Here is a 23,443-nt window from a genome sequence, read left to right on the forward strand (position 1 = left end):
GCAGTGCGCCGTTACGGCGTCTTGTCGATCAGCCGGATCTGGATGGCCTCGATCCGGAGCGCGCGGCCGGTGGTCCCGGCGGTTGCACCGTTCTTGACCCACGGCATCCAGCCGATGTTCTGCACGTGCACGCGGTAGGCGACGTCGAAGTTCGTCGCCAGTCCGCTCGTCAGCCGCAGCTGCACCGCCTCGAGACGGAGCGAGCGTCCGGTCGTGCCGACGACGGCGTTGGTGGCCCCGTAGCCCATCCAGCCGATGTTCTGCACGTAGGCGTTGCCCTGGATCCCACCGGTGAGGCTGGTGTTGAGGATCTGGAAGCGGAGCGCCTCCACGCGCCTCGACTCACCGATCGTTCCGGCGATCATGCCGCCTGACACCGCCGGCTGCCATCCGATCCCGGCCGCGTGGGCCGCGAAGCGGAAGGTCGGCAGGCTCGAGCCGTAGGCCGACGCGAGGTAGTTGGCCCGGCTCGTCGTCCAGGACTTGAGAGCCGTCACGCCGTTGCTGTAGGTCGTCGGACCGTAGCCGCGCGAACCGGCCCAGATCTGGAAGTTGCGCTCGGCCGAGGCCTCCAGCTCAGGCTTGAGGGTGTCGATCTGCGCCTTCAGGGCGGTGACCTTGGACCGCACCGTGGAGGTGTAGAGGGCGTTGGCCTGAGCGACGAACTGCGGGTTGAGCATGAGCTGCTCGTACCAGTTGTGGACCTTGGCACGCAGGTAGGTCGTCGTCTTCACGTAGTCGGAGGTGGGGTCCCCACCCCAGCTCTGCGCCGAGAAGTTGCCGAGCGAGAGGTCGAAGTCCCACACCGGTCCGGCGTGCAGCTTGTCGCTCGGGCCGTTCTTGTAGAAGTACATGCTCGAGCGGTTGAAGTCGTAGTTCTCGGCGACCTCGTGCACGAAGTAGGTCTTGAGGAAGGAGTCCACGTCGATCATCGAGCTGATCTTCGTCCAGTCCGGGGTCGGCGCGTAGAGCGCTGCCTCGAAGCTGTTGATGTACGACTGCGTGCTGGCCCAGCCAGCGGCCTGGTCGGCGGTGAGCGTCGCGCCCACGCCGCCGGGCGCGTCCTTCAGGGTGAAGATCCGCTTGCTCGTGGCCGCCGTGAAGTAGAACGGCTCCGCGGTGCCGTAGTTCTGGTCCAGCTCCACGATGTTCGCCTGCGGGTCAGTGAGGGCAACCCGGGTGGGTCCGACCTCGACCTTCTCCGTCAGCAGGTAGTTGCCGAGGATGTGCTCGCCGCCCACGTCGGTGATCTTGACGTCGACGAAGCGTGACTCCGGCGAGTAGGGCAGGTCGAGCGCCCGCGCCAGGTCATAGCTCAGCTTGTTGCGCATGAGGGACGGGTCCGTGTGGTCTGCGAGGAGGACCCACGTCCGCGTCGTCTCCATGCCCAGCGGGCCGACAGCGGTCTTGAACTTGATCTGGTAGGGCTTCTTGTCCAGCGTCCACGTGAAGTTGCCGCGGCCCTTGATCGTCGCGGGCGCGTCGGTGATCGTGTAGGCCGGGTTGGGCGGGTTGGCCCCGTCGACGAGGTTGACCGTCGCCCCCACCGAGTTGTCCTTCGACGCGTTGAGGTAGCTGAGGTCGTTCTTCGTCGGATCGGCGTCGGTGAGGTCGATCGCCACGATCGGCAGGTTGCTGAGGGGAACCGGCGCCACCGCCGTGACGGTGGAGGCGGCGGGCGCTGCCGATGCCTGGGCCAGCGCGGCCGAGCCGGGCAACAGGAGGGTCATCGCCGCCATGGTGGCTATGAGACCCCTTCGTCTGATATTCATTTTTCCTCCCCTATTGCCCGAATTGGGCGTGAATGCCTGATCTGTTCAATATCCCTGTGCGACAAGGCGATCCGCCCCGAGGGTCGCCCGACCTGAAGGTTATGGCCGAGGGTGGTCGCGCGCGCCGGAATGGCGGAATCTGTGTCGAAAGGAACAGGCGAAGGGGGGGCTTCGACGGCTTATGCGCGATGCAGGTCGAGCCACTCGCCGTGGGGGTGGCAGGTGCCCAGCGCGACCGGGGGACGCTCGCGCCCCGACCGCCAGCGGCGCAGGCCGAGGACGGTCCCGCCGGCGCCGACGCGGCCGGTCTCGGCCTGCTCGACACCCGGGGCGCACCCCGCGGGCTCGGCCGTGAGCCACGACAGCTCGGCGACGTCGCGCGACAGCAGATCCATGGCTGCCGCGAGGTCTGCCCGGCGCTCAGGGGCCACGTAGCTCAGCGCCCACGAGCTGAAGACGACGACGTGGGCGTCCGGATGGCTGCCGGCCCGTGCCGAGGAGACCGCGCTCGGCATCGCGTCGAGCATGTCGCCCTCCACGACGTGCGGCGGGTCGACCAGCATGAGGTCGCGGGCAGCCACGAAGCGCTCGACCCGCCCGGGCACGTCGGGCCAGAGGCAGGCCATGAGCCACCGGACGGCGTCGGCGTCGTCGAGACGGACGGGGTGGAGGTCGACGCCCGCACGGCCCTCGACCGGTGGAAGCGTGAGCCCGTGCAGGGGAGGTCGGCTGCGGTCGAGCCCGCGGCAGCGCACGGGCGACCCGGAACGCCCGAGTTGGGTCGTGCCCGTGCCGGACTCGAGCTCGATGTCGTAACGGTCGATGCCGAGGAGCAGACCGGCACTGGCACCGAGCTCGACGAGGGCGATCGGCCCGGGCACGCCAGGCCGGTGCGGGCCGTCCGCCGCGGCAAGCGCGAGCCCGGCTGCGAGGTAGACGCTCCGGTTGACCTCGTTGGTCTGCGTCGACCGCGTCGCCATGAGGTCGGTCAGCTCGGCGCGGTGCCCCATCGCCGTCTCTCGGATCTCCGGCCACGGGTCGCCGGGAGGCAGGTGCTCACGGCCGACGACACTGGCGTACCACCGGGCGGCGGGCAGGTCCGGGTGGCGCAGCACGAGGTCGTGCAGCGCGGCGAACCAGAGCACCGGGCGCGCCTGGCCGGGTCGGGCGACGAGCAGCAGGGATGCCGCCTCGGCGTCGTCGGCGACAGCCCGCGCGACGGCGCCGTAGAGCGGCAGGGCGGCATACTCCTGTCCGAACTCGGCGAAGCGTCGCTGGATCCGCGCCAACCGCTCGGAGTCCATCAGGAGCGCGATTCCGTTGCGGCAGAATGCTGCTGGCTGCCGACGCGCTCGAGCAGCACCATGACCTCGTGGTGGCGGGTCTGCGGGAACATGTCGAACAGCCGTGCTGAGCGCGCCGTGTAGGTCGGCAGGAGAGCGAGGTCTCGGGCGAGGCTCTCGACGTTGCAGCTCGAGTAGACGACGTGCGCCGCTCCCGACACCTCGAGCCAGCCGGCCAGGTCCGAGCCGATGCCCCGGCGTGGGGGGTTGACCACGACGAGCGACCCCGCCTCCAAGAGGTCCAACGCGGCCACATCCGTCGCGTCGCCCACGCGGAACGTCGTGGGCGGCATACCCCGGCGGTGCGCACGGAGCGCTTCTGCCGTGTGCTCGGCGCTCGCCACCGCCTCGGGTGACACCTCGATGCCGACGACCTCGGCCGGACCACCGTCGCCCAGAACGGCCGCGTGGAGCGCGAACCCGCCGACCCCGCAGTAGAGGTCGAGCACCTGGCGGGGCTGAACGGACGAGAACCATTGCTGGGCTTGGCGATAGAGACCCGCGGCCACCACGGTGTTGGTCTGGAAGAAGCTGTTGGGGCGCAGGCCCAGCGTGATCCCGTTGACCTCCATCGGCAGCACGTGCGCATCCGTCAGCACGAGCTCCGTGTCGCCCTCGAGGACCGCCTTGTGCTCGGGCTGGAGGTTGACCGAGACGACGGCCGCCTCGGGCACGCGCTCCCTGACGACCGTGAGGCGCGACCGCAGCAGGGCCAGCTGCTTCTGGGAGCGCACGACGAAGCGGAGCATGACGGCGCCGGCAGGGGAGTGGGTGACGATGAGGTGCTTGAGCTCGCCGCGGCGGGACGGCACGTCGTAGGGCTCGAGCCCCAGCTCGTCCACGAGGTCGGCGAGCCGGGGGACGAGCTCGTGCAGGCCGGGCTCGTAGAGACCGCAGTCGCGCAGGTCGACGCCGCGGCCGCTCGCGTCGAGGATGCCGAGCGTCACGGCGCCCTGCTCACCGCCGACGACGAGCTTGGCCTTGTTCCGGAAGCCGGACTCGGGCGAGGCGAAGGCATCGAGCCAGCTCACCTCGGGGGCGACCGCGGACAGCATCGCGGCACAGTGCCGCTGCTTGTCGGCGAGCTGGACGGCATACGACACGCCCATGAGCGCACACGAGCGGCACTGGTGGGCATCGAAGTAGTCGCACTGCATCGGACCCAAGGGTACGGGCGGCCGCGATGGGGGCGGCTCCTTCCTCAGCAAAGTGACATAATGTCGATTATCGGCGTTATAGCGACTCAGGTCGCTCAGCGAGAGGACCTGCCTGCACGACGTCGAGCCAGCCCCGCAGTACATCCTCCAGACCGGAGCGCTGCGCCGGTGTGAGCCCGGCCAGCAGCGACTCGTCGGCTGCGACGACGTCGGCGAAGACCTCGTCGAGCCGTCGCAGCCCTGACGCCGTCAGCTGCACGTGCACCGTGCGCCGGTCAGGTTCCTCACGGACCCGCTCCACGAGGCCGGCCCGCTCCATCGACTGCACGCGCTGCGTCGTGGCGCCCGGCGTCACCCGGCAGCGCCGTGAGAGCTCGCCGGCCGTCAGCCGGTACGGCGGCCCGCTGCGGCGCAGGACGCCGAGCACGTCGAGATGGCTCTGGTCGAGCCCGTAGGTGCCGAGGACTCCGGCCCGGCGCTCTGCGACGAGCGTCGCCAGCCGCAGGACCGGCACCACGATGCCTATCGAGCTCACGTCGACGTCCGGACGTTCGCGGCGCCACGCGCTGACGACGGCATCGACCTCATCCCCCGATGATGCGTTCACACCAATACTTTAGTGCTAAATCGCCTCCGTGGGGCCGATCTGGTGGGACGATCGTGTGCACCCTCGAAGGAGCGCCATGGACCTCTCGACCTTCTACGCCGTGGTCTCGGCCACCTGCTTCACCCTCGTCGGGCTGTGGTGGTCCGCCGTCGACCGGCGCCGTGACCTGCTGGGCTCCCCCGAGACCCGCCGGCTCGTCGGCGGCGTCTACCTCACCTTCCTGCTCCCCGGCGTCATGGGCCTGTTCGCCCAGGTCGACCCCGCCCGCACCGGCCTGTGGCGCACGACCTTCGGGCTCGTCGCGCTGATCGGCGCCTGGTCGACCTTCGGGCTCGTCCGCGCCGACCGCGGCTCCGGGGCCCGCGGGCCGTTCCGGCGCAACCGCTGGCTCGTCGGCGTCCTCTACCTCGCCATCGTGGTGCTCGGCGTCGCGCCCGAGCTCGCCGCGACGCTCCACCTCACCGGGCTGCAAGCGGCCGCGCTCGCCGTCGTCTGCCTCGTCGTCCTCGCCCACGGGCTTGCGTGGGAGCTGCTGACGACGACGAGCGAGGCACCTCCGGTGCGCGACGCCGATCACGACGACTGAGCCCTCCCCTCCCCCGGCCCGCCGGACGGCATACGGGATGTTTCGCCGCGCCAGCGGTATGCCGTCCGGCCGGCCCGGCGTGTTCCCCTCGCGTCCCGCTCCGTAGGGCCCGGCCGTGTGGGACAGTCCTGCCATGTCGTCCGTCGTCGTCAACGCCGCGCGTCCCGAGACCAAGGAGCAGCGCGCCTGGTACTGGTACGACTGGGCCAACTCCGCCTACGTCACCACGACCGCCACCGTGCTGCTCAGCCCCTACCTCACGACGGTGGCGGAGGCGGCGGCCTGCCCCGACCTGCCCGACGGAGCGGACTGCACGACGAACCTCTCGGTCCTCGGCATCCCCATCGCGCCCGGCAGCCTCTGGTTCTTCACGGTGACCTTCACGACGATCGTGTCTGCGATCGTCCTCATCTTCATCGGCGCCATCGCCGACCGCAGCCCGAAGCCGACGCGGCTCTTCGCGAGCTTCGCGTGGGCGGGCTCGCTGGCCGCGTGCCTCATGTTCTTCATCGCCGGCACGAACTGGCAGCTGGGGTGTGTGCTCGTCGTCATCGCCGGCATCTGTCTCGGCGCCTCGCTCGTCATCTACGACTCGATCCTCTGCCGGATCGCCAACGAGAACGAGCGCGACCGGGTCTCCTCGAAGGGCTGGGCCTTCGGCTACCTCGGCGGCGGCACGCTGCTGGCGCTCAACTTCGCCCTCGACATCTTCCACGAGCAGCTCGGCCTCGATCGCGCGATGTCGACCCGCATCAGCATCCTGTCGGCAGGCGTCTGGTGGGCGGGGTTCACGATCATCCCCTACCTCGGGCTGCGCCACCTGACCGGCACGGTCACCACGCCGATCGACAAGCAGGCGGGGGTCGTGCGCGGCAGTCTCGAGCAGCTGCGCAGCACCTTCGGCGACCTGCGCCACTACCCGCAGACGCTCACCTTCCTCATCGCCTACCTCTTCTTCAACGACGGCATCCAGACCGTCATCGGCAGCTCGAGCATCTACGGCAGCAAGGAGCTGGGCTTCTCGGAGTCGACGGTGCTCGGCGTCTTCCTCTTCGTCCAGTTCGTCGCGTTCTTCGGTGCGCGGCTCTTCGGCTGGGTCGCCGCCTCGATCGGCGCCTGGCGCACCGTGCTCTACGGGATCGTGCTGTGGACCGTCGTGGTCGTCATCGCCTTCGTCACACCGTCGAAGTCCCTGACGGTCTTCCTCGCGCTCGGCCTGCTCATCGGCATCGTGCTCGGGGGCACCCAGGCGCTGTCGCGCTCGCTCTACAGCCAGCTGATCCCCCGCGGGCGCGAGGCGGAGTACTTCAGCCTCTACCAGGCGATGGAGCGCGGCACGAGCTGGCTGGGCACGCTCATCTTCGGTCTCGTCTACCAGGTGACCCACAGCTACCGGTGGGCGATCATCTGCCTCATCGCCTTCTTCGTCATCGGCGGCTACCTGCTCTCGCGCGTCGACATGCGTCGCGGCATCATCGAAGCCGGAAATCCCGTTCCCGCTGTCGTGTGAGCTAGGACGTCGCTTACAATCCGCGGTGGCCTCGGGAACAACGGCGCCATCCTGCTCGTTCAAGCGACTGTGAGGGTAGGGCACCAGACAGGTGTCGACCAGTGGCAGGAGTTTTGGAGGGGTCCACATGGCCGATCGAGCACTACGCGGTTCCAACCTCGGTTCCAGGAGCATGGAGTCCGACGAGAACGTTGTCCCCAGTGAGCGACAGCTCACGACCTATGTGTGCGCGCAGGGGCACCGCACCGAGCTGCCGTTCTCGGTCGAGGCCGACGTGCCGCCGACGTGGGAGTGCCGCTGCGGCCTCGACGCCAAGCTCCAGGGCGGTGGACCCGAGCCCGACGCCAAGCCCGTCAAGCACGTGCGCACCCACTGGGACATGCTGCTCGAGCGCCGCTCGATCCCGGAGCTCGAGGAGCTCCTCGAGGAGCGCCTCACGCTGCTGCGCGAGTCGCGTGGCGAGAAGCCGCGCCGGCGCAAGACCGCCTGAGCCGCGCCGACTGCGCGTCGCACCAGACATCCGATGAGCCCGCCTCGTTCGTGGAGGCGGGCTTTTCGCTGCCCGCAACCCGCTACGTATGCCGTGTGCCGGGGCCCGCGGTGACGCTCAGACTCACAAACCTCCGGTTTGAGGTCGGTGCACGCGGCGACATCGGCGTCGAGGCAGGGTTTGTGAGTCTGACGGACGGGTCTGACGGGTGGGTCAGTCCTCGTCGATGATCTCGCCCTCGACGACCTCGGTGCTCGACTCCGAGCGCTGGGGGCCGTGGGGCGTCTCCTGCTGCTCCCAGGTGGGGCGGTCGGTGACCGTCGTGGCCCCGAACACCTCGACCTGCGCCAAGAGGTGGCGCCCGATGACCGAGGCCAGCAGCGCTCGGGCGATCGGGCGGGTGAAGGGCAGCACGAGGAGCAGGCCGGCGACGTCGGTGATGAAGCCGGGGATGAGCAGCAGGGTGCCGCCGACGAGCACGACGATGCCGTCAGCGAGCTCGCGCGCGGGCATGCGGCCCTCGCGCAGGGCCTGGCCCAGCGCCCGCCAGGCGCGGCCGCCCTCTCGCGTGACGATCCACGCGCCGAGGGCGGAGGTGGCGATGACGAGCAGGAAGGTCCACCAGCCGCCGATCGCCTGACCGACGGCGACCATCACCATGATCTCGAGGATCGGCACCAGGAGCAGCGCCACCGCGGCGACCCGGGTGGGTCGGAGCCGTCGACGCCGCGCCCCCGGTGCCGTCGTCATGACCGCTCCCCCACCGTCTCGCGGTCACGCGGGCGTCCGATGGCGCCACGCAGCTGCCCCACCCGGTGCTCGATGCCCCACTTGGTCACGTTCGTCAGGGCCTCGCGCACGATGTCCTGGCCCATCTTGGAGACCCCGACCTCGCGCTCGATGAACGTGATCGGGACCTCGACGACCTTCAGGCCGGCACGCACGGCACGCAGCGTGAGGTCGATCTGGAAGCAGTAGCCCTGCGACTCGACGCCGGCGAGGCCCATCGTGCGCAGCGCGCTCGTCCGGTAGGCGCGGTAGCCGGCCGTCGCGTCGTTGACGTGCATGCCGAGCATGACCTTCGTGTAGACGTTCGCCCCGACCGAGAGCACCTTGCGCCGCAATGGCCAGTTGCGCACCTGCCCGCCCTTGACCCAGCGGGCCCCGATGGCGAGGTCGGCATCGGCCAGTGCGGCGAGGATCGCCGGCAGCTGTTCCGGCTGGTGGGAGCCGTCGGCGTCCATCTCGACGGCGGCGTCGTAGCCTTCGTCGAGGGCGATCGCGAAACCGGCGAGGTAGGCCTGGCCGAGGCCCTGCTTGCCCGGGCGGTGGACGACGCGCACGTGCGGGTCGTCGGCGGCGAGGCCGTCGGCGAGCTGGCCCGTGCCGTCGGGCGAGTTGTCGTCGAGGACGATGACGTCGGCCGTGGGGACGCTCGCGCGCACGCGTGCCACGATCCCCGGCAGGTTCTCCCGCTCGTTGTAGGTCGGGATGAGCACGGCGACCTTCGTCACCGGCTCATACTGCGTCACGGTCATGCGCTTCCTTGTCCTCTGTGCTGTCTTCGCTGTCGTCCGCCTGGGTGGCCGGCCCGGACCGGGTGGCCCCGCCCCTGATCCGGAGGACGAGGAGCAGCGCGAGCGCCGCGGCGGCCGCCCACTCCGGGGCCTCCCCCAGACGAGTCGCCACGGTCGTGGTGTCCCGCAATGGTAGAGCCCCGCGAACGAGGGCCTGTGTGAACAACGTCGTCACCTGGTGCGCAGTTCCGTCGGGCGTGATGAGGGCGCTCTGGCCGACGGTAGACACGTGCACGACCGACCGGCCGAACTCCATGGCGCGCACCCGGCTGATCGCGAGCTGCTGCGGCGACTCGGCCGTGTAGCCGAACGTCGCGTTGTTGGTCTGCACGAGCAGGACGTTGGCGCCCGCCTCGACGGCGTCGCGCATGATGTCGTCGTAGGCGACCTCGAAGCAGATCGCGACGCCTGCCCTGATCTGCTGGCCGGAGGTGCCGGTGACGTCGAAGACTCCCACGGACGACCCCGCCACGAAGTCGCGGCTGACCCGGTCGACCTCGGCGCTGAACATCCGGTAGAAGGCGCGGTTGGGGATGTACTCGGCGAAGGGCACGGGGTGACGCTTGACGTAGCGGTCGGTGATCCCCTTGCCGGGCTCGTAGAGGAGCGAGACGTTCGAGACCATCCCGGGCGGCTCCTCGAGCAGGCCCCCGACCACGAGCGGTCGCCCCAGCCGCGTGACGGTCGCGGCGATCTCGTCACGGGCGTCGGCGTTGCGCACCGGGTCGATGTCGGAGGCGTTCTCGGGCCACACGACGAGGTCGGGCGTCGGTGCGAGCCCTGCCTCGATGTCGGTCTGGGCCTGCCACGTGGCGGCGACGTGGTTGTCGAGCACAGCACGTCGTTGCGCGTTGAAGTCGAGCCCGGCCTTCGGCACGTTGCCCTGGACGCCGAGGAACTGCGCCTCCTGGCCGTCCATCGGCAGCGGCATCGCGATACCCGCGACCCCGAGCACGAGCGCTGCGGCGACGGGCAGCGCGACCGTGCGCCACGGCATACCGGCCCCGAGGGACCCGGCGCGGCGTGAAGCGAGCAGCTGCTGGACGGCGAGCGCGAGGAGCGCCCCGACGAGGGCGAGCACGAAGCCGACGAAGGGCGCACCACCGAGGGCGACGAGCCGACCGGCGGGTGAGTCGGCCTGGCTGAAGGCGAGCTTGAGCCAGGGGAAGCCGCCGTAGGGGGCACGCGCCCGGAAGCCCTCGGTGACCACCCACACCAGCGCGAAGGCGAGGGGCCGCACCCGGCCGGCGCGGCTCAGCCAGCCGTAGAGGGCGCCGGCGACCCCGATGAAGAGTGACTCGAGGGTGGCGAGAGCGAGCCAGGGCAGCGCGCCGACGTAGATGCCCGACCAGCTGAGCGTCGGCACGAAGAAGGCGAGGCCGAAGAGCACTCCGGCGAGCAGCCCGCGGCGGGCTCCGAGGCCGGTCGTCGCCCACGCGAGCAGCGACAGGGCGAGCGGCGCCGCCACCCACACGTCGAAGGTCGGGAACGCGAGGCACAGCAGCCCACCGGCGATGAGGGACACGAGGAGACGCCGCACGGGGTTCACCGTATGCCGTGCGGCCGGGATGCCCGTCCTCAGGGCACGACGACGGTGCCGCGGGCGGTTGTGGCGACCACCGGCGGGTCGAGCATCTCAGCAGCCGACTCGCCGCGCTCCGGGTGCCCGCGACCGACGACGAGCACCTCGAAGACGAGCTCGCGGGACCGGCCGCCGACGCGCACGATCTCGGCGCTGATCTCGATGACATCGCCGGCCTGGATGCGCTCGCGGAACTGCACGTCGCTGTAGGAGGCGAAGAGGCCCTCGTCACCGTCGGTGCGGATGCACATCTCGGTCGCGACGTCGCCGAACGCCGCGAGCGAGTAGGCGCCGTCGACGAGGTTGCCGGCGTAGTGCGCGTGGGCGTAGGGCACGTAGCGGCGGTGGACGACCCGCAGGCCGACCTCCGCCCTGGTGCGGCGGGCAGCGGTGGTCTCGGGCTGCGCGTCCCCCATGGTCATCGCCTCTTTCGCTGGGTCATCTCGTGCACGAGGTAGCTCGCCACCTCACCGGGCGTCGTGCCCCGCCCGAAGATCCGGTCGACCCCGAGAGCGAGCTCGGACCCCTCTTCGAAGCGCGGGCCGCCGACGATGAGGATCGGCACGTGCCCGGCCGGGTAGGCCTCGCGGAAGGCCGCCGACATCTGGGTCGTGTTGTGGATGTGGGCGTCCTTCTGGGTGACGACCTGGCTGACGAGCACGGCGTCCGCCTTCTCGGCGCGCGCGCGGGCGACGAGGTCGGGCACGAGCACCTGGGCGCCGAGGTTGACGACCCGGATCTCGCGGTAGTACTCGAGGCCCTTCTCGCCGGCGAAGCCCTTGATGTTGAGGATGGCGTCGATGCCGACGGTGTGGGCGTCGGTGCCGATGCACGCACCGACGACGACGAGCTTGCGGCGCAGCTGCTTGCGGATCGCGAGGTTGGCATCCTTGGCCGACAGGAGCGGGTACTCGCGCTCGACGACGTGCACCTCGTCGAGGTTGACCAGGTGGGTCGAGCTGCCGTAGACGACGAAGAAGGTGAAGTCGGGCCCCATGGCCTTGGCGTGCACGAGCAGGGCCGGGTCGAGCCCCATCTTGCGGGCCAGCTGGAGAGCCGCACCCTCGGCGCGCTTGTCGTGCGGCAGCGGCAGGGTGAACGACATCTGGACCATGCCGTCACCGGTCGTGTCGCCGTAAGGGCGGATGATGTTGCTGCTCAAGGCTTCTCGCCCTTCTTGGGCGGCACCCCGGCATCGAGTGCCGTGATGGCCGGGTTGTCGTAGTCGTCGGCGCGCACGACGACGCCCTCGAGCCCCTTGCCGCGGTCGGCCGGTCGCTTCATGAGGCCGAAGGTGCCGTCGGCGATCGCCGCGAGCAGCGGTGGGTCGCCGGCCGAGTCGGAGTCGTGGACGATCCGGTCGAGGAGGTCGACCGCCTCCGAGAGCACCTGGCGGGCGCGGGTCTGGATGAAGCCGTCGCGCGGCGGGTGGAAGTCCTCCGTGAGACCGCTCGCGGCGTTCATGACGTAGCGGACGTTCTGCAGGGCGAGGTCGCGGTCGGAGAGGAAGGGGGTCACGACGGCCTCGGTCATCATCCCGACGAGCAGGATGCCCTGGCCGGTCATCGCCCCGACGAGGTTGAAGAACCCGTCGAGCAGGTAGCCACGGAAGACGTCGCCCGTCATGTGCTTGGTCGGCGGCATCCACTTGAGCGGGGCGTCGGGGAAGAGCTGGCGGGCGAGCAGCGCGTGGGCGAGCTCCATGCGGAAGCTGTCGGTGATCTCCGGGTTGATCTCGAAGGCGTGCCCGAGGCCGAGCTGCCAGTCCTCGAGACCGGCCTCCGTGGCGAAGCGCTCGTTGAGGAGCTGGCTGACCGTCACGGTGTGCGCGGCCTCGACGGCGTCGGCCGTCGTCAGGTAGTTGTCCTCGCCGGTGTTGATGATGATGCCGGCGCGGGCGTGGATCTGGCGCGAGAACCGCTGGTCGACGAAGGTGCGGATCGGATTGATGTCGCGGAAGAGGATGCCGTACATCGAGTCGTTGAGCATCATGTCGAGACGCTCCATGCCGGCGAGGGCCGCGATCTCGGGCATGCAGAGCCCGGACGCGTAGTTCGTCAGCCGGACGTAGCGACCGAGCTCCTTGCTCACGTCGTCGAGGGCGGCGCGCATGAGACGGAAGTTCTCCTGCGTCGCGTACGTCCCGGCGAAGCCCTCGCGGGTCGCACCCTCGGGCACGTAGTCGAGGAGCGACTGGCCCGTGGAGCGGATCACCGCGATGACGTCGGCACCCTCGCGGGCTGCGGCCTGGGCCTGCGGGATGTCCTCGTAGATGTCGCCCGTCGCGACGATGAGGTAGATCCACGGACGGGTCTTGGGGTCGCCGTGGCGCCGGATGAGCCGTTCGCGCGTGGCGCGGGAGCGGTCGATCGTGCGCAGGCCGACGCCCACGCCCTTCGCTGCCGCCCTTCGCGCAGCCTGGGCCTCGCGGCCGGCCGGGAGGCGGAAGGAGACGTTGCCGCTCGCTGCCTTCTGCGCGAGCGTCGTGAGGTCGGGGGCCTCGCCGCGCAGCAGCGCGTCGTAGACGGGGGTCGTGACCCCGTGCTCGAGGCCGACCTCCTCGCGCACCGCGGTGACGAGGTGGTTCACCCAGGGCACCCGCTCGTGGTCGGCGCCGGAGAGCCCGGCGAGGCGCAGCGTCGCCCGCTCCACCGAGACGGTCGTGTGGCTCTGCGCGATCTTGACCACGGGCGCGGCGGCCTTGCGGGCGAGCGACCGCGCCCGGCGCACCACGGCCGGGTCGAGGTGCAGGACCGGCTCGGTGCGGCTCATCGGGCACTCGTCTCCGCCGCGAGGCGTGACTCGAAGAGCTCACGGACGGCCGGCACCTCGCGCAGCAGGGAGAGCGCCAGGTCGGCGTGGCCCGGCACGTAGCCGTTGCCGACGAGCATGCGCACGTCGGCCGCGAGCCCCTCCGCCCCCAGCGCCGCCGCGGCGAAGCTCGTCGCCATGCTGAAGAAGATGATCGTGCCGCCCTGGGCGGTCGAGAGGATCGCGGGCTGTTCGCAGCCGGGCACGTCGACGCAGACGACCGTGACGTCGGCCGGGCCGCCGGCCGCCTCGACCGCCGAGGACAACCCGAGCGGTGACCGCGCGTCGGCGAGCACGACCTCGTCGGCGAGACCGGTCGGCTCGAGCAGGGTGCGCTCGGCCTCGACCGGCACGACGCCGATGAGGCGCCCCGCACCCGCGCGACGTGCCGCCGCCAGCGAGAGCGACCCCGACTTGCCCGCCGCCCCGAGGACGGCCACGGTCGGCGCGACGTTGCGGGCGGCATACTCCCTCACGACGCGTTCGACGAGCGCAGGGGCGCCGCACACGTCCATGACCATGAGCGACAGGAGCGGGTCGAGGTCGTCGGGCAGCCGGGCGGCGATGCTGCGACCGAAGAGGATGGCGTGGCCCGCCGCGGGCACCTGCTCGGAGAGGCCGTCCCACCGGGCCAGCCCGTCCGTGATGCGCAGGGGCGTCAGCGAGAGCGACACGAGCGTCGCGACGTGGTCGCCGACCGTCAGGCCGAGGGTGCTCTCGGGCCCGACGGCATCGACGGTGCCGATGAGCATGCCGCCCGAGCCCGTGACGGGGTTCTGCATCTTGCCGCGCGTCGCGACGATGTCGAGCACCTCGTCGCGCAGCGCACCGCCGTCGACGACTCCGTCGGTCGTGTGCTTCTCGGCGAGCTGCCGGTAGCTCGCGGCGTCGAGGTTGAGCGTCTCGACGCGGATGCGCACCTCGTCGGGCCACAGCTCCTCGCGGGCGTCCAGACGACGAGCCGTCTGGGGCAGCGTGATGGCGTCGCCGCTGGGCTCGAGCACCCGGTGCAGACCCACCGGGGACGACGACACGCGTGCGGAGGCGGCGGGCAGGTCCGCCCCAGCGGGCAGCGGGTGCGACACGTTCACAGATCCTTCTGTCTCGGCACTGTTGGGGCGCAGAACATGCGTCAGCATAGGGCTGCTCTCAAAGATTCTTTACGAAACCGTGGTATGGACATGTTTGAGCGTGCCCCATGCTGACGTTACTGTGTCGCGCATGGGCATGGTTGAGCAGCCGTACGTGTACCGCCGTCGCGAGCTCGTCGAGCCTGACTGGACGCGGTTTCCGGGGTGGAGCGGCGTCACACAGGCCGACTGGGACGACGCCCAGTGGCAGCGGGTCAACTGTGTCAGGAACATCAAGCAGCTGCGAGCCCTGATGGGCGACCTGCTCGACGACCGCTTCTACGACGACCTCGCCCGCGACCAGGCCGAGCGCGCCACGATGTCGATGCTCGTGCCGCCGCAGATGCTCAACACGATGGTCCCCTCGACCGACGCGCCCATGCCGTCGGCGGGCCACGACTTCACCGAGGCCTTCTACGCCGACCCCGTGCGCAACTACATGCTGCCGGTCTTCTCCGACCGTCGCACCGACTGGCCGTCGCACCCCCACGCGTCGCGCGACTCGCTCCACGAGCACGACATGTGGGTCGCCGAAGGGCTCACGCACCGCTACCCCACCAAGGTCCTCGCGGAGCTGCTCCCCACATGCCCGCAGTACTGCGGCCACTGCACCCGCATGGACCTCGTCGGCAACTCGACGCCGCAGGTCGCCAAGCTGAAGTTCGACCTCAAGCCCGTCGACCGGTATGCCGCGATGCTCGACTACCTGCGCAGCACCCCCGTCGTGCGCGACGTCGTCGTCTCGGGTGGCGACGTCGCGAACATGCCGTGGAAGAACCTCGAGGTCTTCGTCGACCAGCTGCTCGACATCGACAACATCCGCGACATCCGTCTGGCGAGCAAGGCCCTCATGGGGCTGCCCCAGCACTGGTTCGCCGAGGACGTCGTCGAGGGCGTCGCCCGCGTGTCGGCCAAGGCGCGGGCGCGAGGCGTGTCCCTCGCGATCCACACCCACGTCAACAACGCCCAGTCGCTGACCCCGTCGGTCGCGCGTGCGGCCAAGGCCATGCTCGACGCCGGCATCCGAGACGTGCGCAACCAGGGCGTGCTCATGCGCGGCGTCAACGACACGTCCGAGCAGCTGCTCGACCTCTGCTTCGGCCTCGCAGACGGCGCGCAGATCACGCCGTACTACTTCTACATGTGCGACATGATCCCGTTCGCCGAGCACTGGCGGCTCTCGCTGGCCGAGGCGCAGCACCTCCAGCACGCGATGATGGGCTACCTCCCCGGCTTCTCGACGCCGCGCATCGTCTGCGACGTGCCCTTCGTCGGCAAGCGCTGGGTGCACCAGGTCGAGGAGTACGACACCGAGCGCGGAATCTCCTACTGGCGCAAGAACTACCGCACCTCGATCGAGGGGGACGACACCGAGGCCCTGTCTCGCGAGTACGTCTACTACGACCCGATCTACACCCTGCCCGAGTCGGGCCAGAAGTGGTGGCACAAGTCGATCGACCAGGAGGCCCTGCTCGCCGACTCGTCGGAGCAGGCGGCGACGAGCCGCCTGGCCTCCGAGTCGCAGCTCGTCTGACGCATGGCGCGCTCGCGGGGCAAGGTCGCAGACGGCCCGACGACCCAGGCGACGCTCGCCCTCGACCGGGCCGGGGTGGGCTACACCCGGCACCCCTACGACCACGACCCGTCGGCGGCCAGCTACGGGCTGGAGGCCGCTGAGGCTCTCGGTCTCGACCCCGCCACGGTGTTCAAGACCCTGCTCGTCGACACGGCCGGTGGGTTGGCCGTCGGCATCGTGCCCGTCGGCGGCGAGCTCGACCTCAAGGCCGTCGCGACGGCGCTCGGGGTCAAGTCGGTCACCATGGCCGACCCCACCGCCGCCGAGCGGTCGACCGGCTACGTCGTCGGCGGCATCTCCCCGGTGGGGCAGAAGCGGCCACTGCCCACCGTCCTCGACGAGACGGCATACGCCCACGACACCGTCTACGTGTCCGGTGGGCGGCGCGGCTTCGACCTCGGCCTCTCCCCCACCGACCTCGCCGCGGCCACCCGAGCGGTCCGCGCCCCGATCGCGCGTCCTCGACGCTGAGGAGACGACGCTGAGCCACCGCGTATGCCGGTCGCGACCGCGTGGCCGACGCAGCGGTCACGCCTCAGCGAGCACGTCCGCCACCATCCAGTGCCCCTGCGCCTCGAACGACGTGTCGCCGACGGCGTAGGACCAGCAGGCGGTGCCGATGGCCTCGCGCACGCGGGTGCGCAGCCAGGCGGCGGGCTCGCGGGGATCACTGCCGTAGCCGTCGAGGAACGCCTCCTCCAAGGACGGGTTGCGGGCGAAGTCCTGGGCTGCGAGCCGGGTGAGGTCGGTCATCGGGGGCCGCAGGTCGGCTCGACCGAAGTCGATGACGCGCACCGTCCCGTCGTCGATCAGCCAGTTCCGAGGCTGCCAGTCGCCGTGGGTCGGCACGACCGTCACCGGCTCGCCAGGCCACGACGCGACGAGCGACCGCAGCCGCTGCTCGGTGAACGTGTCGATCCGGTGGGGCCCGTCGAGCCAGGCGATGGCCTTGGCGTTCTCGCGGCGCTCGTGGTCGGCGTCGAGGTGCGGGTCCTGCGCATGCAGCCGGGCGAGCAATGACCCGGCCTGGCGGTAGGTCTCCGGCTCGTCGGCAGCCGCGTCACCGAGGACGAGCCGTCCCGGCAGGTAGCGGGTGACGAGCACCTTGGCACCGGCGTCGGCCTGGACAAGCCGCGGTGCATGACCGTGAGCGACCCACGGCCGCAACCACTCCCGGTGTGCCCGCACCTCCCGCTGGATGTGGCCGTCGGTCTCACCGCCGGCTTTGACGATGAGGCGGTCACCGTCGTGCACGACCTCGAGCACGGTGGTGGCGACGAGGCCCCAGCCGTGGTCGCGAACGATCTCGGCTCCTGGCAGCCAGGCGTCGAGCAGCTGCACCTGCTGCGGCGACAGCGGGGCGATGTCAGCAAAGGTCACCGGCTGTCACCGGTCCCGACGCAGCGTCGCCGGGGCGGACCCGAGGGAGACGGGTCAGTCCTTGTCGCGCGGCGTGGCGGAGGCGCTGCGCCCCTCCCAGGGAGTCGACAGCACGACCGTCGTGTGCGTCGACACGTTGGCGGCGGACCGGATGCGCGCGAGCAGGTCCTCGAGGTTGCTCGGGGTGCCCACCCGCACCTTGAGGATGTAGCTCTCGACACCGGCGACCGAGTGGCAGTCCTCGATCTCGCTGATGTGGGCGAGCCGCTCCGGCACGTCGTCCGGCGCACTGGGGTCGAAGGGGGTCACCGAGATGAGCGCGGTCAGTGACAGGCCCAGCGCCTCGGGCGAGACGGTGGCGGCATAGCCGGTGATGACGCCACGCTCCTCGAGCCGGCGCACGCGCTGGTGCACGGCCGACGTCGACAGGCCGGTGGCCCTGCCGAGGTCGGTGTAGCTCATCCGTCCGTCGGCGAGCAGCAGTCCCACGAGGCGGCGGTCGAGTTCCTCCATGCGCGTGAGGGTAGACCACGCAGTGGGTGCCCGCTGGCTCATCCCTCATCGCGGTACTCCTCGGGCGTCCGCGACGACGGGACATCTCGGTAGTCTCGGGCACATGCCGAACCAGCGCGCCCTCCTGCTCGACTCCGCGTCGCTCTGCTGACTCAATAGGCACATGAACGCCGCCAGCACTGCCAAGCCACTCCGCGCCGTCATCTACGTCCGGCTCTCCTCCTACAAGGGCGAGACCGACTCGACCACGTCCCCGCAACGCCAACGCGAAGCGTGCGAGGCGTACTGCCTTGCCAAGGGCTGGGAGGTCGTTGAGGTCGTCGAGGACCTCAACGTCTCCGGCTCCGACAAGGGCCTCCGCCTCGACCGCCCGGGTCTCCGCCGCGTCCGCGAACTCCTGCCCGCCGTGGACGTCGTCATCTTCTCTAAGCTCGACCGCCTCGCTCGCAACGTGGTCGACTTCGACATCTTCGCCAAGATCGCGGCCAAGCACGACGTCGCGCTCGTGAGCGTGGCCGAGTCACTCGACCTGACGACGCCCGGTGGTCGCTTCGTCGCCCAGATCCTCGCGGCCTTCGGCGAAATGGAGGCCGCCACCATCGCCCAGCGGACCGCCGAGGGCATCGCCGGGGCGGTCAAGTTGGGCCGGTGGCGAGGTGGAGCAACGCCCTACGGCTATCGGACCGTCACCCACTCGTCGGGTAGCGGCCGAGGGCTGGAGATCGAGCCCGAGGAGGCCGCGCACGTCCGTGCAGCCGCCGAGGTCGTGCTCTCCGGCGGGTCGCTCTACCGGGCTCTCCAAGTCATCCGGGAGCGCGGGTCCGTCCCGCGGCGAGCCGAGGCATGGTCGATCTCGTCCCTCCGCGTCGTCCTCCTCGGCCCGTCGCTCCTCGGACACATGACCCGGAAGGGCGAGGTTATCCGTGGCGATGACGGTCGCCCCGTCGTCTTCTGGCCGCCGATCCTCACTGAGGAGGAGGCATCCCGTCTCCGGGCAGCCCTCGCGCGCAAGCCCGCCGGGGAGCGACGTCGTCGTGCGTCCCGACTCCTGTCGGGCCTGCTGACCTGTGCGTCGTGCCATGGTCGCCTCCGGGTCGGCTCCTCGGGCTCAGGTGGCACCGGGACCGGCTCCGTGATCCGCTATGTCTGCCGCGGCGAAGTTGACGGTCGGAAGTGCGACTCCCCCACGTCCATCGACGCGAGGCTCGTGGAGGAGTACGTCGCGGAATCCTTCCTCGAGGACCTCGGTGACCACCCCGTCGTCATGAGGGTCGAGTCCTCCGGCGACCTCCTGGAACTCGCCGACGTCGAGGCTGAGATCCGCGACCTGGGCCGCGCCATCACCGAGCCCGGAGCCGACGTCGGCGCGCTCGCCTCGCGTCTCACGCTCCTGCAAGAGCGCCGTGCGGCCCTCTCCGAGGCAGAGACGACCGTTTCCACCATCGCCACCGGGGAGACGCTCTCTGAGGCGTGGGCGGCCGCTGAGGGCGACGTAGACGCGCGTCGAGCGCTCCTCGCGGCCAACCTCGCTGTCGCCGTGGTCCACAAGGGCCGCCGTGGAGTCAAGGGACTGGACAAGCGCCGCGTCCCACTCGTGTGGCAGCCTCTCGCGCTTCCCGAGGCGCCGCGAGAGGGTGCGGTCCTCGTCGGCGCCACGGAGGCGACCGCATGACCTCCGACCTCACTCCCGACGACCTCGCCGCCATCGCCTCCGCGGAGGCCGGCGAGGCCGTGGCCGAGGCCGTCGACCCCGACCCGCCGAGCCGCTGGAAGGACGCGCCACTGACTCGCGTCTGGCCGGTCACCCCCGAGGACTACGTCGTCCACGCCGCGGCCCTCGCCGTCTACCTCGCCGAGCGCGCTGTCGACGCCGAGGCCGAGCAGCCGTAAACGCCGGTCTCCCGGTCGATTTCGGGCCCGACCTACCTGGCGTAGGTCGTGCCCTTGTCGTGCCGCCTCCGGCCCGCGTAGCCGTCGTGGAGGGCCCATCCGGCTCCGCGGGTCCAGCACCGTGCCGGGATCTCGGTGGCGGGCCGGCGCCGCGCCGCGGGGAGGGTCGGACGCGGGGAGCGGGGCCGCGTGGACCGTTTACACGCGCTCCCGAGCCCACCTCGGGGCTCCGAGGCTCGAAAACTCACCCTCAGGGTGAGTTTTGCTCTCTTTTCCTAGGTTGGCCTTATAACAGCGTCGGCTTTATAAGGGCAACCTAGAGAAACTCACGAAAACTCACCCGCAGGGTGAGTTTTCGGCCCTCCGGCCCTCGTCGGCCCCCTCCGCCACCGCCCCGGTCCCTCGTGAGCATCTGTCCCAGCACGTTCGCAGACCTTCTAATCACAGGGGTCGTGCGCTCATCACGACCCCGGTCTCTCAGCACGGGAGCAGGGCCGATCAGGTCCGCTCGTCGTCTGTGATGACTCATGCGGAAGCACCGCGACGGGCCGGGAGTTGGTAGCCCCCCGGCCCGTCGCCCCCCTAACACCCACCAAGCTCGGACCCGCCCGTCGCCTCTCTGGAGGTCTCCTCGACGGGTCGGGCCCGCGGGGTCGGACGCTGACCCGGGCAGGCAGCGTCCTCTCGGATCCGAGCCCCTCCCACACGCTCCAGCCCCTCGCCTCTTACCGGAAGCCAGCGAGGAGCCGTCGAGCGTGTGGGAGGGCCGCTCACCGCCCCCACGTCATCGGCAGTGCCGACGACGTCTCCCTCCTGCCCTACCTCACCGCGTCCGAGCAGTGCTCCGCGCGGTCCCCAACCTCCCGGCACCGACTCCCCTGGCTAGAGCCATCGGGAGGACGGGCCCCGCTAGTCGCGGATCTCTTCCTCCCAATCCTCTTGTCTCCCAAGGAATTCCACCATGCCTACCTCGTTCAACCTATCCGAGGCCGCCGCCGTCGCAGCCGCCGGTATCTCGCTCGACATGCAGGTCGCCAACACCTTCCGACGCGACTTCGACAGCGCCGTCGCGGGCATCGGCAAGGGCCGCACCGTCGACTACCAGATCCCCGGCGTCGTCTCCGCCTTCGTCCGCAACATCGACGACGTGACCAACCCGGTCGCCGTCGCGTCGCTGGAGGAGGGCGCGGTTCCGGTGACCCTCACGGACCACATCGGCTCCGTCGTAGCCCTCTCCGAGGGTCAGGTCGCCCTCGACCTCAAGAACTTCACCGCGCAGGTCCTGAGCCCGCAGGCCGAGGCCGTCGCCTTCGATATCGAGTCCAAGGCCATCGCCGCGCTGGAGGCCGAGCCGCTCCGCACCGGCTACGTCTACGACGCGGCCAAGCCCAAGGCCCTCCTCGTGAAGCAGCGCGCCGCGCTCCGTGGCCGCGGCGTCGCGGACGGCATGACGATCAACTTCGTCGTGGGCACGTCGGTCTACGCCGACCTCATCAACGCCGACGCGCTCGACGGTGAGGCCCTCAAGGGCGTCGCCAACACCCGCGTGATCGAGTCCAACCGCATCGCGTCGGACCTCTCCTACGCCTACGTCTCGGACGCCTTCGTGACGCTCGTCCGCGTGCCCGCCCCCATGGAGGGCGCAGGCAAGAGCGCCGAGGGCAAGACGAAGGACGGCGACTTCGGTGTCCGCTACCTCATGGACTACGACAGCAACGTCCTCGCGGAGCGCTCCGTCGTGTCGACCTTCGCCGAGGTCGCAGCCCTGCCCCTCGTCGTCAAGGGCGCGGGTGCTGACCGCGCGGCCGGCAAGGCCACCCTCATCGTCGGCGGCGGCGTCGAGGCCGTCGACACGGCGGTCTGAGCCTCGCTCACCCTCTCCAGCTCCGGCTGACCACTGCTTGGCCTCCGCGCCGACGTCCTTCCTCCTCTCGGGACGTCGGCGCGGAGGTCTCCCCTTCGCCCTATCTCCGTTCGCACGCAACCAGTGAGGTTCCACCGATGACCACATGCGCTCTCCCGACCTGCACCGCCGAGATCCACGAGGACGCCAACGCGCGCCGGGTCTACTGCACCGACGCTCACCGAGCCCGCGCTCACCGTGAGCGTCGCGCTGAGGGCATCGCTCTCATGACGGCGTCCACCGAGGCCATGCACCGAGGCGACGTCGCGGAGTGGCGTCTCCTCTCCGAGGCCGGTCTCGCGGTCCTCCGCTCGACACCGCGCAAGCCCCTCTCGCCGGAGATCCTGGCCCTCATCGCCCAGCTCGAGGGCCGCGCGTGATCCTTCTCGACTTCGACGGCCGCACCATCCGCGACACCGACGACCCGGCCGAGCACGGCATCCCCGCGGTCCAGCTCCCTCGTCGTCGGTGTCCCGTGTGCTCGACGGTCCGGGACCTCTCGGACTTCCCGCGCGAGGCCGGTGGCGTCCTGGGACGTGGCCGGACCTGCACGTCCTGCCGGACGGTCCCACGGGACCGGACACCGCGAATCGCCCGGACGTCCCACCGCTTCCGGTCCGACTTCGCGGACCTCATCGCCGACTGAGTCCCGGACGCCGTTTACACCCCCACCCCACGCACAAGGAGACCCATGACCGAGCAGCTCACCGGACGTCGCGCCCCCTACGACGCCCACGCACGCGCCCGCATGATCCGCGGATTCCTCACCCCGATCACCCCGTACCGCGGCGGCGTCCCCCGGGCGGCCTGGAGGACCCTGACCGATGAGGCCCGGGCCGCCGTCCTCGACCGGACAGCACCCCTCCGCAACGCGCCCGCCGAGGCCCCCGTGATCGCTCCCTCGCGGGTCCCCACCGCCGTCGCGCTCTGCGACTCGTGCGGCACCTACTTCCCGGTCCGCCCCTCGCGTCGCGTGCTCTCCGTGTGCGACGCCTCCGCGTGCCAGCCATCGACGTCGCGCCGACCGCGCCGCCGCTCCTGACCCCTGCCCCTCGATCCCCAAGGAGATCTCCCCCATGAGCAACCGCACCGTGAAGACGATCACCGCGAGATCCGCCCGCCTCGCCGACGAACTCCGCCAGCTCCAAGCCCGACAGGCCCACGGCTCCGCGATGATCCCCTCCCTCCACGCCGACCCCACCCCCGACCCCCACGGCAACCGGGCCCAGCGTCGGGCCGCCGCCCGTCGAGGCGGCCGGCGATGACCGCGCACGCTGACCTCATCGAGTGGGAGCGTGAGTGGCTCACCGACCCGGCCAACCGCCGCGCCGTGATCCTTCGCCGCGTGTCCGACCCGAGCGCCTACTTCCGGGACGGCTGGAGCAGGCGCGCGTGGCGCGCGATGAGCAAGGCGCAGCGTCGCGCCGTGCTCGACCGCACCGCGCCCGTCGCGTCCACCGAGCCCGCAGCACCGAGGCCGCCGATCCCGACACCGGCCGACCTCATGCGCGCGAGGTGACCCTCGTCGTCGCCGAGGGACCCCACCCTCCCCTATGACCCCCCTCCCCCCGGGGTCTCCAGCCTCGGTTCGGCATAGCCATCCCGGGTGCGCCCGC

At 70.6% G+C, this 23,443-nt stretch carries 26 protein-coding genes; 13 read left to right on the plus strand and 13 right to left on the minus strand.

What is annotated here, in order from left to right; genetic code table 11:
* Positions 1–11: 11 nt before the first annotated feature.
* The 4 genes from FHX52_RS05080 to FHX52_RS05095 form a co-directional block, all read right to left on the minus strand.
* Positions 12–1,730 (minus strand): CotH kinase family protein, encoded by a 1,719-nt coding sequence (locus FHX52_RS05080; RefSeq protein ID WP_185747089.1) that lies wholly within the window; start codon positions 1,728–1,730, stop codon positions 12–14.
* 221 nt (positions 1,731–1,951) lie between these two features.
* Complete coding sequence (locus FHX52_RS05085; protein ID WP_141820485.1) at positions 1,952–3,076, minus strand: DUF2332 domain-containing protein; 1,125 nt, start codon at positions 3,074–3,076, stop codon at positions 1,952–1,954.
* Complete coding sequence (locus FHX52_RS05090; RefSeq protein WP_141820487.1) at positions 3,076–4,272, minus strand: methyltransferase domain-containing protein; 1,197 nt, start codon at positions 4,270–4,272, stop codon at positions 3,076–3,078. Before FHX52_RS05090 ends, FHX52_RS05085 begins: the two co-directional genes overlap by 1 nt.
* Before the next feature lie 76 nt (positions 4,273–4,348).
* The gene (locus FHX52_RS05095) at positions 4,349–4,879 is read right to left on the minus strand and encodes a MarR family winged helix-turn-helix transcriptional regulator (protein ID WP_185747090.1); all 531 of its coding nucleotides are present in this window, start codon (positions 4,877–4,879) and stop codon (positions 4,349–4,351) included.
* A 76-nt stretch (positions 4,880–4,955) separates the two neighbouring features.
* Here FHX52_RS05095 and FHX52_RS05100 point away from each other — a divergent pair, with 76 nt between their 5' ends.
* The 3 genes from FHX52_RS05100 to FHX52_RS05110 all read left to right on the plus strand — a co-directional run bounded on the left by FHX52_RS05100 (position 4,956) and on the right by FHX52_RS05110 (position 7,465).
* A complete protein-coding gene (locus FHX52_RS05100; RefSeq protein WP_141820490.1) occupies positions 4,956–5,465 on the plus strand; it encodes a hypothetical protein in 510 nt (169 codons plus the stop codon).
* A gap of 133 nt (positions 5,466–5,598) precedes the next feature.
* Complete coding sequence (locus FHX52_RS05105; RefSeq protein WP_141820492.1) at positions 5,599–6,975, plus strand: MFS transporter; 1,377 nt, start codon at positions 5,599–5,601, stop codon at positions 6,973–6,975.
* 127 nt (positions 6,976–7,102) lie between these two features.
* The gene (locus FHX52_RS05110) at positions 7,103–7,465 is read left to right on the plus strand and encodes an RNA polymerase-binding protein RbpA (protein ID WP_141820494.1); all 363 of its coding nucleotides are present in this window, start codon (positions 7,103–7,105) and stop codon (positions 7,463–7,465) included.
* A 213-nt stretch (positions 7,466–7,678) separates the two neighbouring features.
* Here FHX52_RS05110 and FHX52_RS05115 read toward each other — a convergent pair whose 3' ends face one another.
* From FHX52_RS05115 to kdd, 7 genes are read right to left on the minus strand one after another with little or no spacing between them, the layout of a single operon-like run.
* Positions 7,679–8,215 carry an FxsA family protein gene (locus FHX52_RS05115; protein ID WP_141820496.1) on the minus strand — a complete coding sequence of 179 codons (537 nt, stop codon included), beginning with the start codon at positions 8,213–8,215 and terminating at the stop codon, positions 7,679–7,681.
* Positions 8,212–9,003 (minus strand): polyprenol monophosphomannose synthase, encoded by a 792-nt coding sequence (locus tag FHX52_RS05120; protein ID WP_141820498.1) that lies wholly within the window; start codon positions 9,001–9,003, stop codon positions 8,212–8,214. Before FHX52_RS05120 ends, FHX52_RS05115 begins: the two co-directional genes overlap by 4 nt.
* Positions 8,984–10,582 carry an apolipoprotein N-acyltransferase gene (lnt, locus tag FHX52_RS05125; RefSeq protein ID WP_246069621.1) on the minus strand — a complete coding sequence of 533 codons (1,599 nt, stop codon included), beginning with the start codon at positions 10,580–10,582 and terminating at the stop codon, positions 8,984–8,986. The genes FHX52_RS05120 and lnt overlap by 20 nt, the downstream gene beginning before the upstream one ends.
* Before the next feature lie 38 nt (positions 10,583–10,620).
* Positions 10,621–11,040 carry a 3-aminobutyryl-CoA ammonia lyase gene (kal, locus tag FHX52_RS05130; RefSeq protein WP_141822036.1) on the minus strand — a complete coding sequence of 140 codons (420 nt, stop codon included), beginning with the start codon at positions 11,038–11,040 and terminating at the stop codon, positions 10,621–10,623.
* Positions 11,041–11,042: 2 nt separating this feature from the next.
* Entirely contained in the window at positions 11,043–11,786 is a 744-nt protein-coding gene (kamE, locus tag FHX52_RS05135) for a lysine 5,6-aminomutase subunit beta (protein WP_141820501.1), read from the minus strand.
* On the minus strand, positions 11,783–13,396 hold the full coding sequence (gene kamD, locus FHX52_RS05140) for a lysine 5,6-aminomutase subunit alpha (RefSeq protein ID WP_141820503.1): 1,614 nt from the start codon (positions 13,394–13,396) through the stop codon (positions 11,783–11,785). Before kamD ends, kamE begins: the two co-directional genes overlap by 4 nt.
* Positions 13,393–14,520, minus strand: coding sequence for an L-erythro-3,5-diaminohexanoate dehydrogenase (kdd, locus tag FHX52_RS05145; RefSeq protein ID WP_246069622.1), 1,128 nt, complete (start codon positions 14,518–14,520; stop codon positions 13,393–13,395). Before kdd ends, kamD begins: the two co-directional genes overlap by 4 nt.
* Positions 14,521–14,656: 136 nt before the next feature.
* On the opposite strand from kdd, the gene FHX52_RS05150 reads away from it, so the two are divergent.
* Both FHX52_RS05150 and ybaK read left to right on the plus strand, forming a co-directional pair.
* Complete coding sequence (locus tag FHX52_RS05150; protein WP_141820505.1) at positions 14,657–16,099, plus strand: KamA family radical SAM protein; 1,443 nt, start codon at positions 14,657–14,659, stop codon at positions 16,097–16,099.
* Positions 16,100–16,102: 3 nt separating this feature from the next.
* Positions 16,103–16,612 carry a Cys-tRNA(Pro) deacylase gene (gene ybaK / locus FHX52_RS05155; protein WP_141820507.1) on the plus strand — a complete coding sequence of 170 codons (510 nt, stop codon included), beginning with the start codon at positions 16,103–16,105 and terminating at the stop codon, positions 16,610–16,612.
* Positions 16,613–16,669: 57 nt separating this feature from the next.
* Here ybaK and FHX52_RS05160 read toward each other — a convergent pair whose 3' ends face one another.
* Entirely contained in the window at positions 16,670–17,521 is an 852-nt protein-coding gene (locus FHX52_RS05160) for an aminoglycoside phosphotransferase family protein (protein WP_246069623.1), read from the minus strand.
* Positions 17,522–17,575: 54 nt separating this feature from the next.
* Positions 17,576–18,034: an Lrp/AsnC family transcriptional regulator gene (locus FHX52_RS05165; protein WP_141820508.1), complete on the minus strand. Its 459-nt coding sequence runs from the start codon at positions 18,032–18,034 to the stop codon at positions 17,576–17,578.
* A 163-nt stretch (positions 18,035–18,197) separates the two neighbouring features.
* Here FHX52_RS05165 and FHX52_RS05170 point away from each other — a divergent pair, with 163 nt between their 5' ends.
* From FHX52_RS05170 to FHX52_RS05205, 8 genes are all read left to right on the plus strand, one after another.
* Positions 18,198–19,706, plus strand: coding sequence for a recombinase family protein (locus tag FHX52_RS05170; protein WP_141820510.1), 1,509 nt, complete (start codon positions 18,198–18,200; stop codon positions 19,704–19,706).
* Positions 19,703–19,924: a hypothetical protein gene (locus FHX52_RS05175; protein ID WP_141820512.1), complete on the plus strand. Its 222-nt coding sequence runs from the start codon at positions 19,703–19,705 to the stop codon at positions 19,922–19,924. The genes FHX52_RS05170 and FHX52_RS05175 overlap by 4 nt, the downstream gene beginning before the upstream one ends.
* A gap of 961 nt (positions 19,925–20,885) precedes the next feature.
* On the plus strand, positions 20,886–21,788 hold the full coding sequence (locus tag FHX52_RS05180; RefSeq protein WP_141820514.1) for a major capsid protein: 903 nt from the start codon (positions 20,886–20,888) through the stop codon (positions 21,786–21,788).
* A 137-nt stretch (positions 21,789–21,925) separates the two neighbouring features.
* Complete coding sequence (locus FHX52_RS05185; protein WP_141820516.1) at positions 21,926–22,207, plus strand: hypothetical protein; 282 nt, start codon at positions 21,926–21,928, stop codon at positions 22,205–22,207.
* Entirely contained in the window at positions 22,204–22,473 is a 270-nt protein-coding gene (locus FHX52_RS05190) for a hypothetical protein (protein WP_141820518.1), read from the plus strand. Before FHX52_RS05185 ends, FHX52_RS05190 begins: the two co-directional genes overlap by 4 nt.
* A 45-nt stretch (positions 22,474–22,518) precedes the next feature.
* Positions 22,519–22,869 (plus strand): hypothetical protein, encoded by a 351-nt coding sequence (locus FHX52_RS05195; protein WP_141820520.1) that lies wholly within the window; start codon positions 22,519–22,521, stop codon positions 22,867–22,869.
* A 34-nt stretch (positions 22,870–22,903) separates the two neighbouring features.
* Positions 22,904–23,092, plus strand: a complete 189-nt coding sequence (locus FHX52_RS05200) for a hypothetical protein (RefSeq protein ID WP_141820522.1) — start codon at positions 22,904–22,906, stop codon at positions 23,090–23,092.
* The gene (locus FHX52_RS05205) at positions 23,089–23,346 is read left to right on the plus strand and encodes a hypothetical protein (protein WP_141820524.1); all 258 of its coding nucleotides are present in this window, start codon (positions 23,089–23,091) and stop codon (positions 23,344–23,346) included. Before FHX52_RS05200 ends, FHX52_RS05205 begins: the two co-directional genes overlap by 4 nt.
* The last annotated feature ends 97 nt before the right edge of the window (positions 23,347–23,443 follow it).

The organism is Humibacillus xanthopallidus (genome assembly GCF_006717145.1).
Lineage (GTDB): Bacteria > Actinomycetota > Actinomycetes > Actinomycetales > Dermatophilaceae > Humibacillus > Humibacillus xanthopallidus.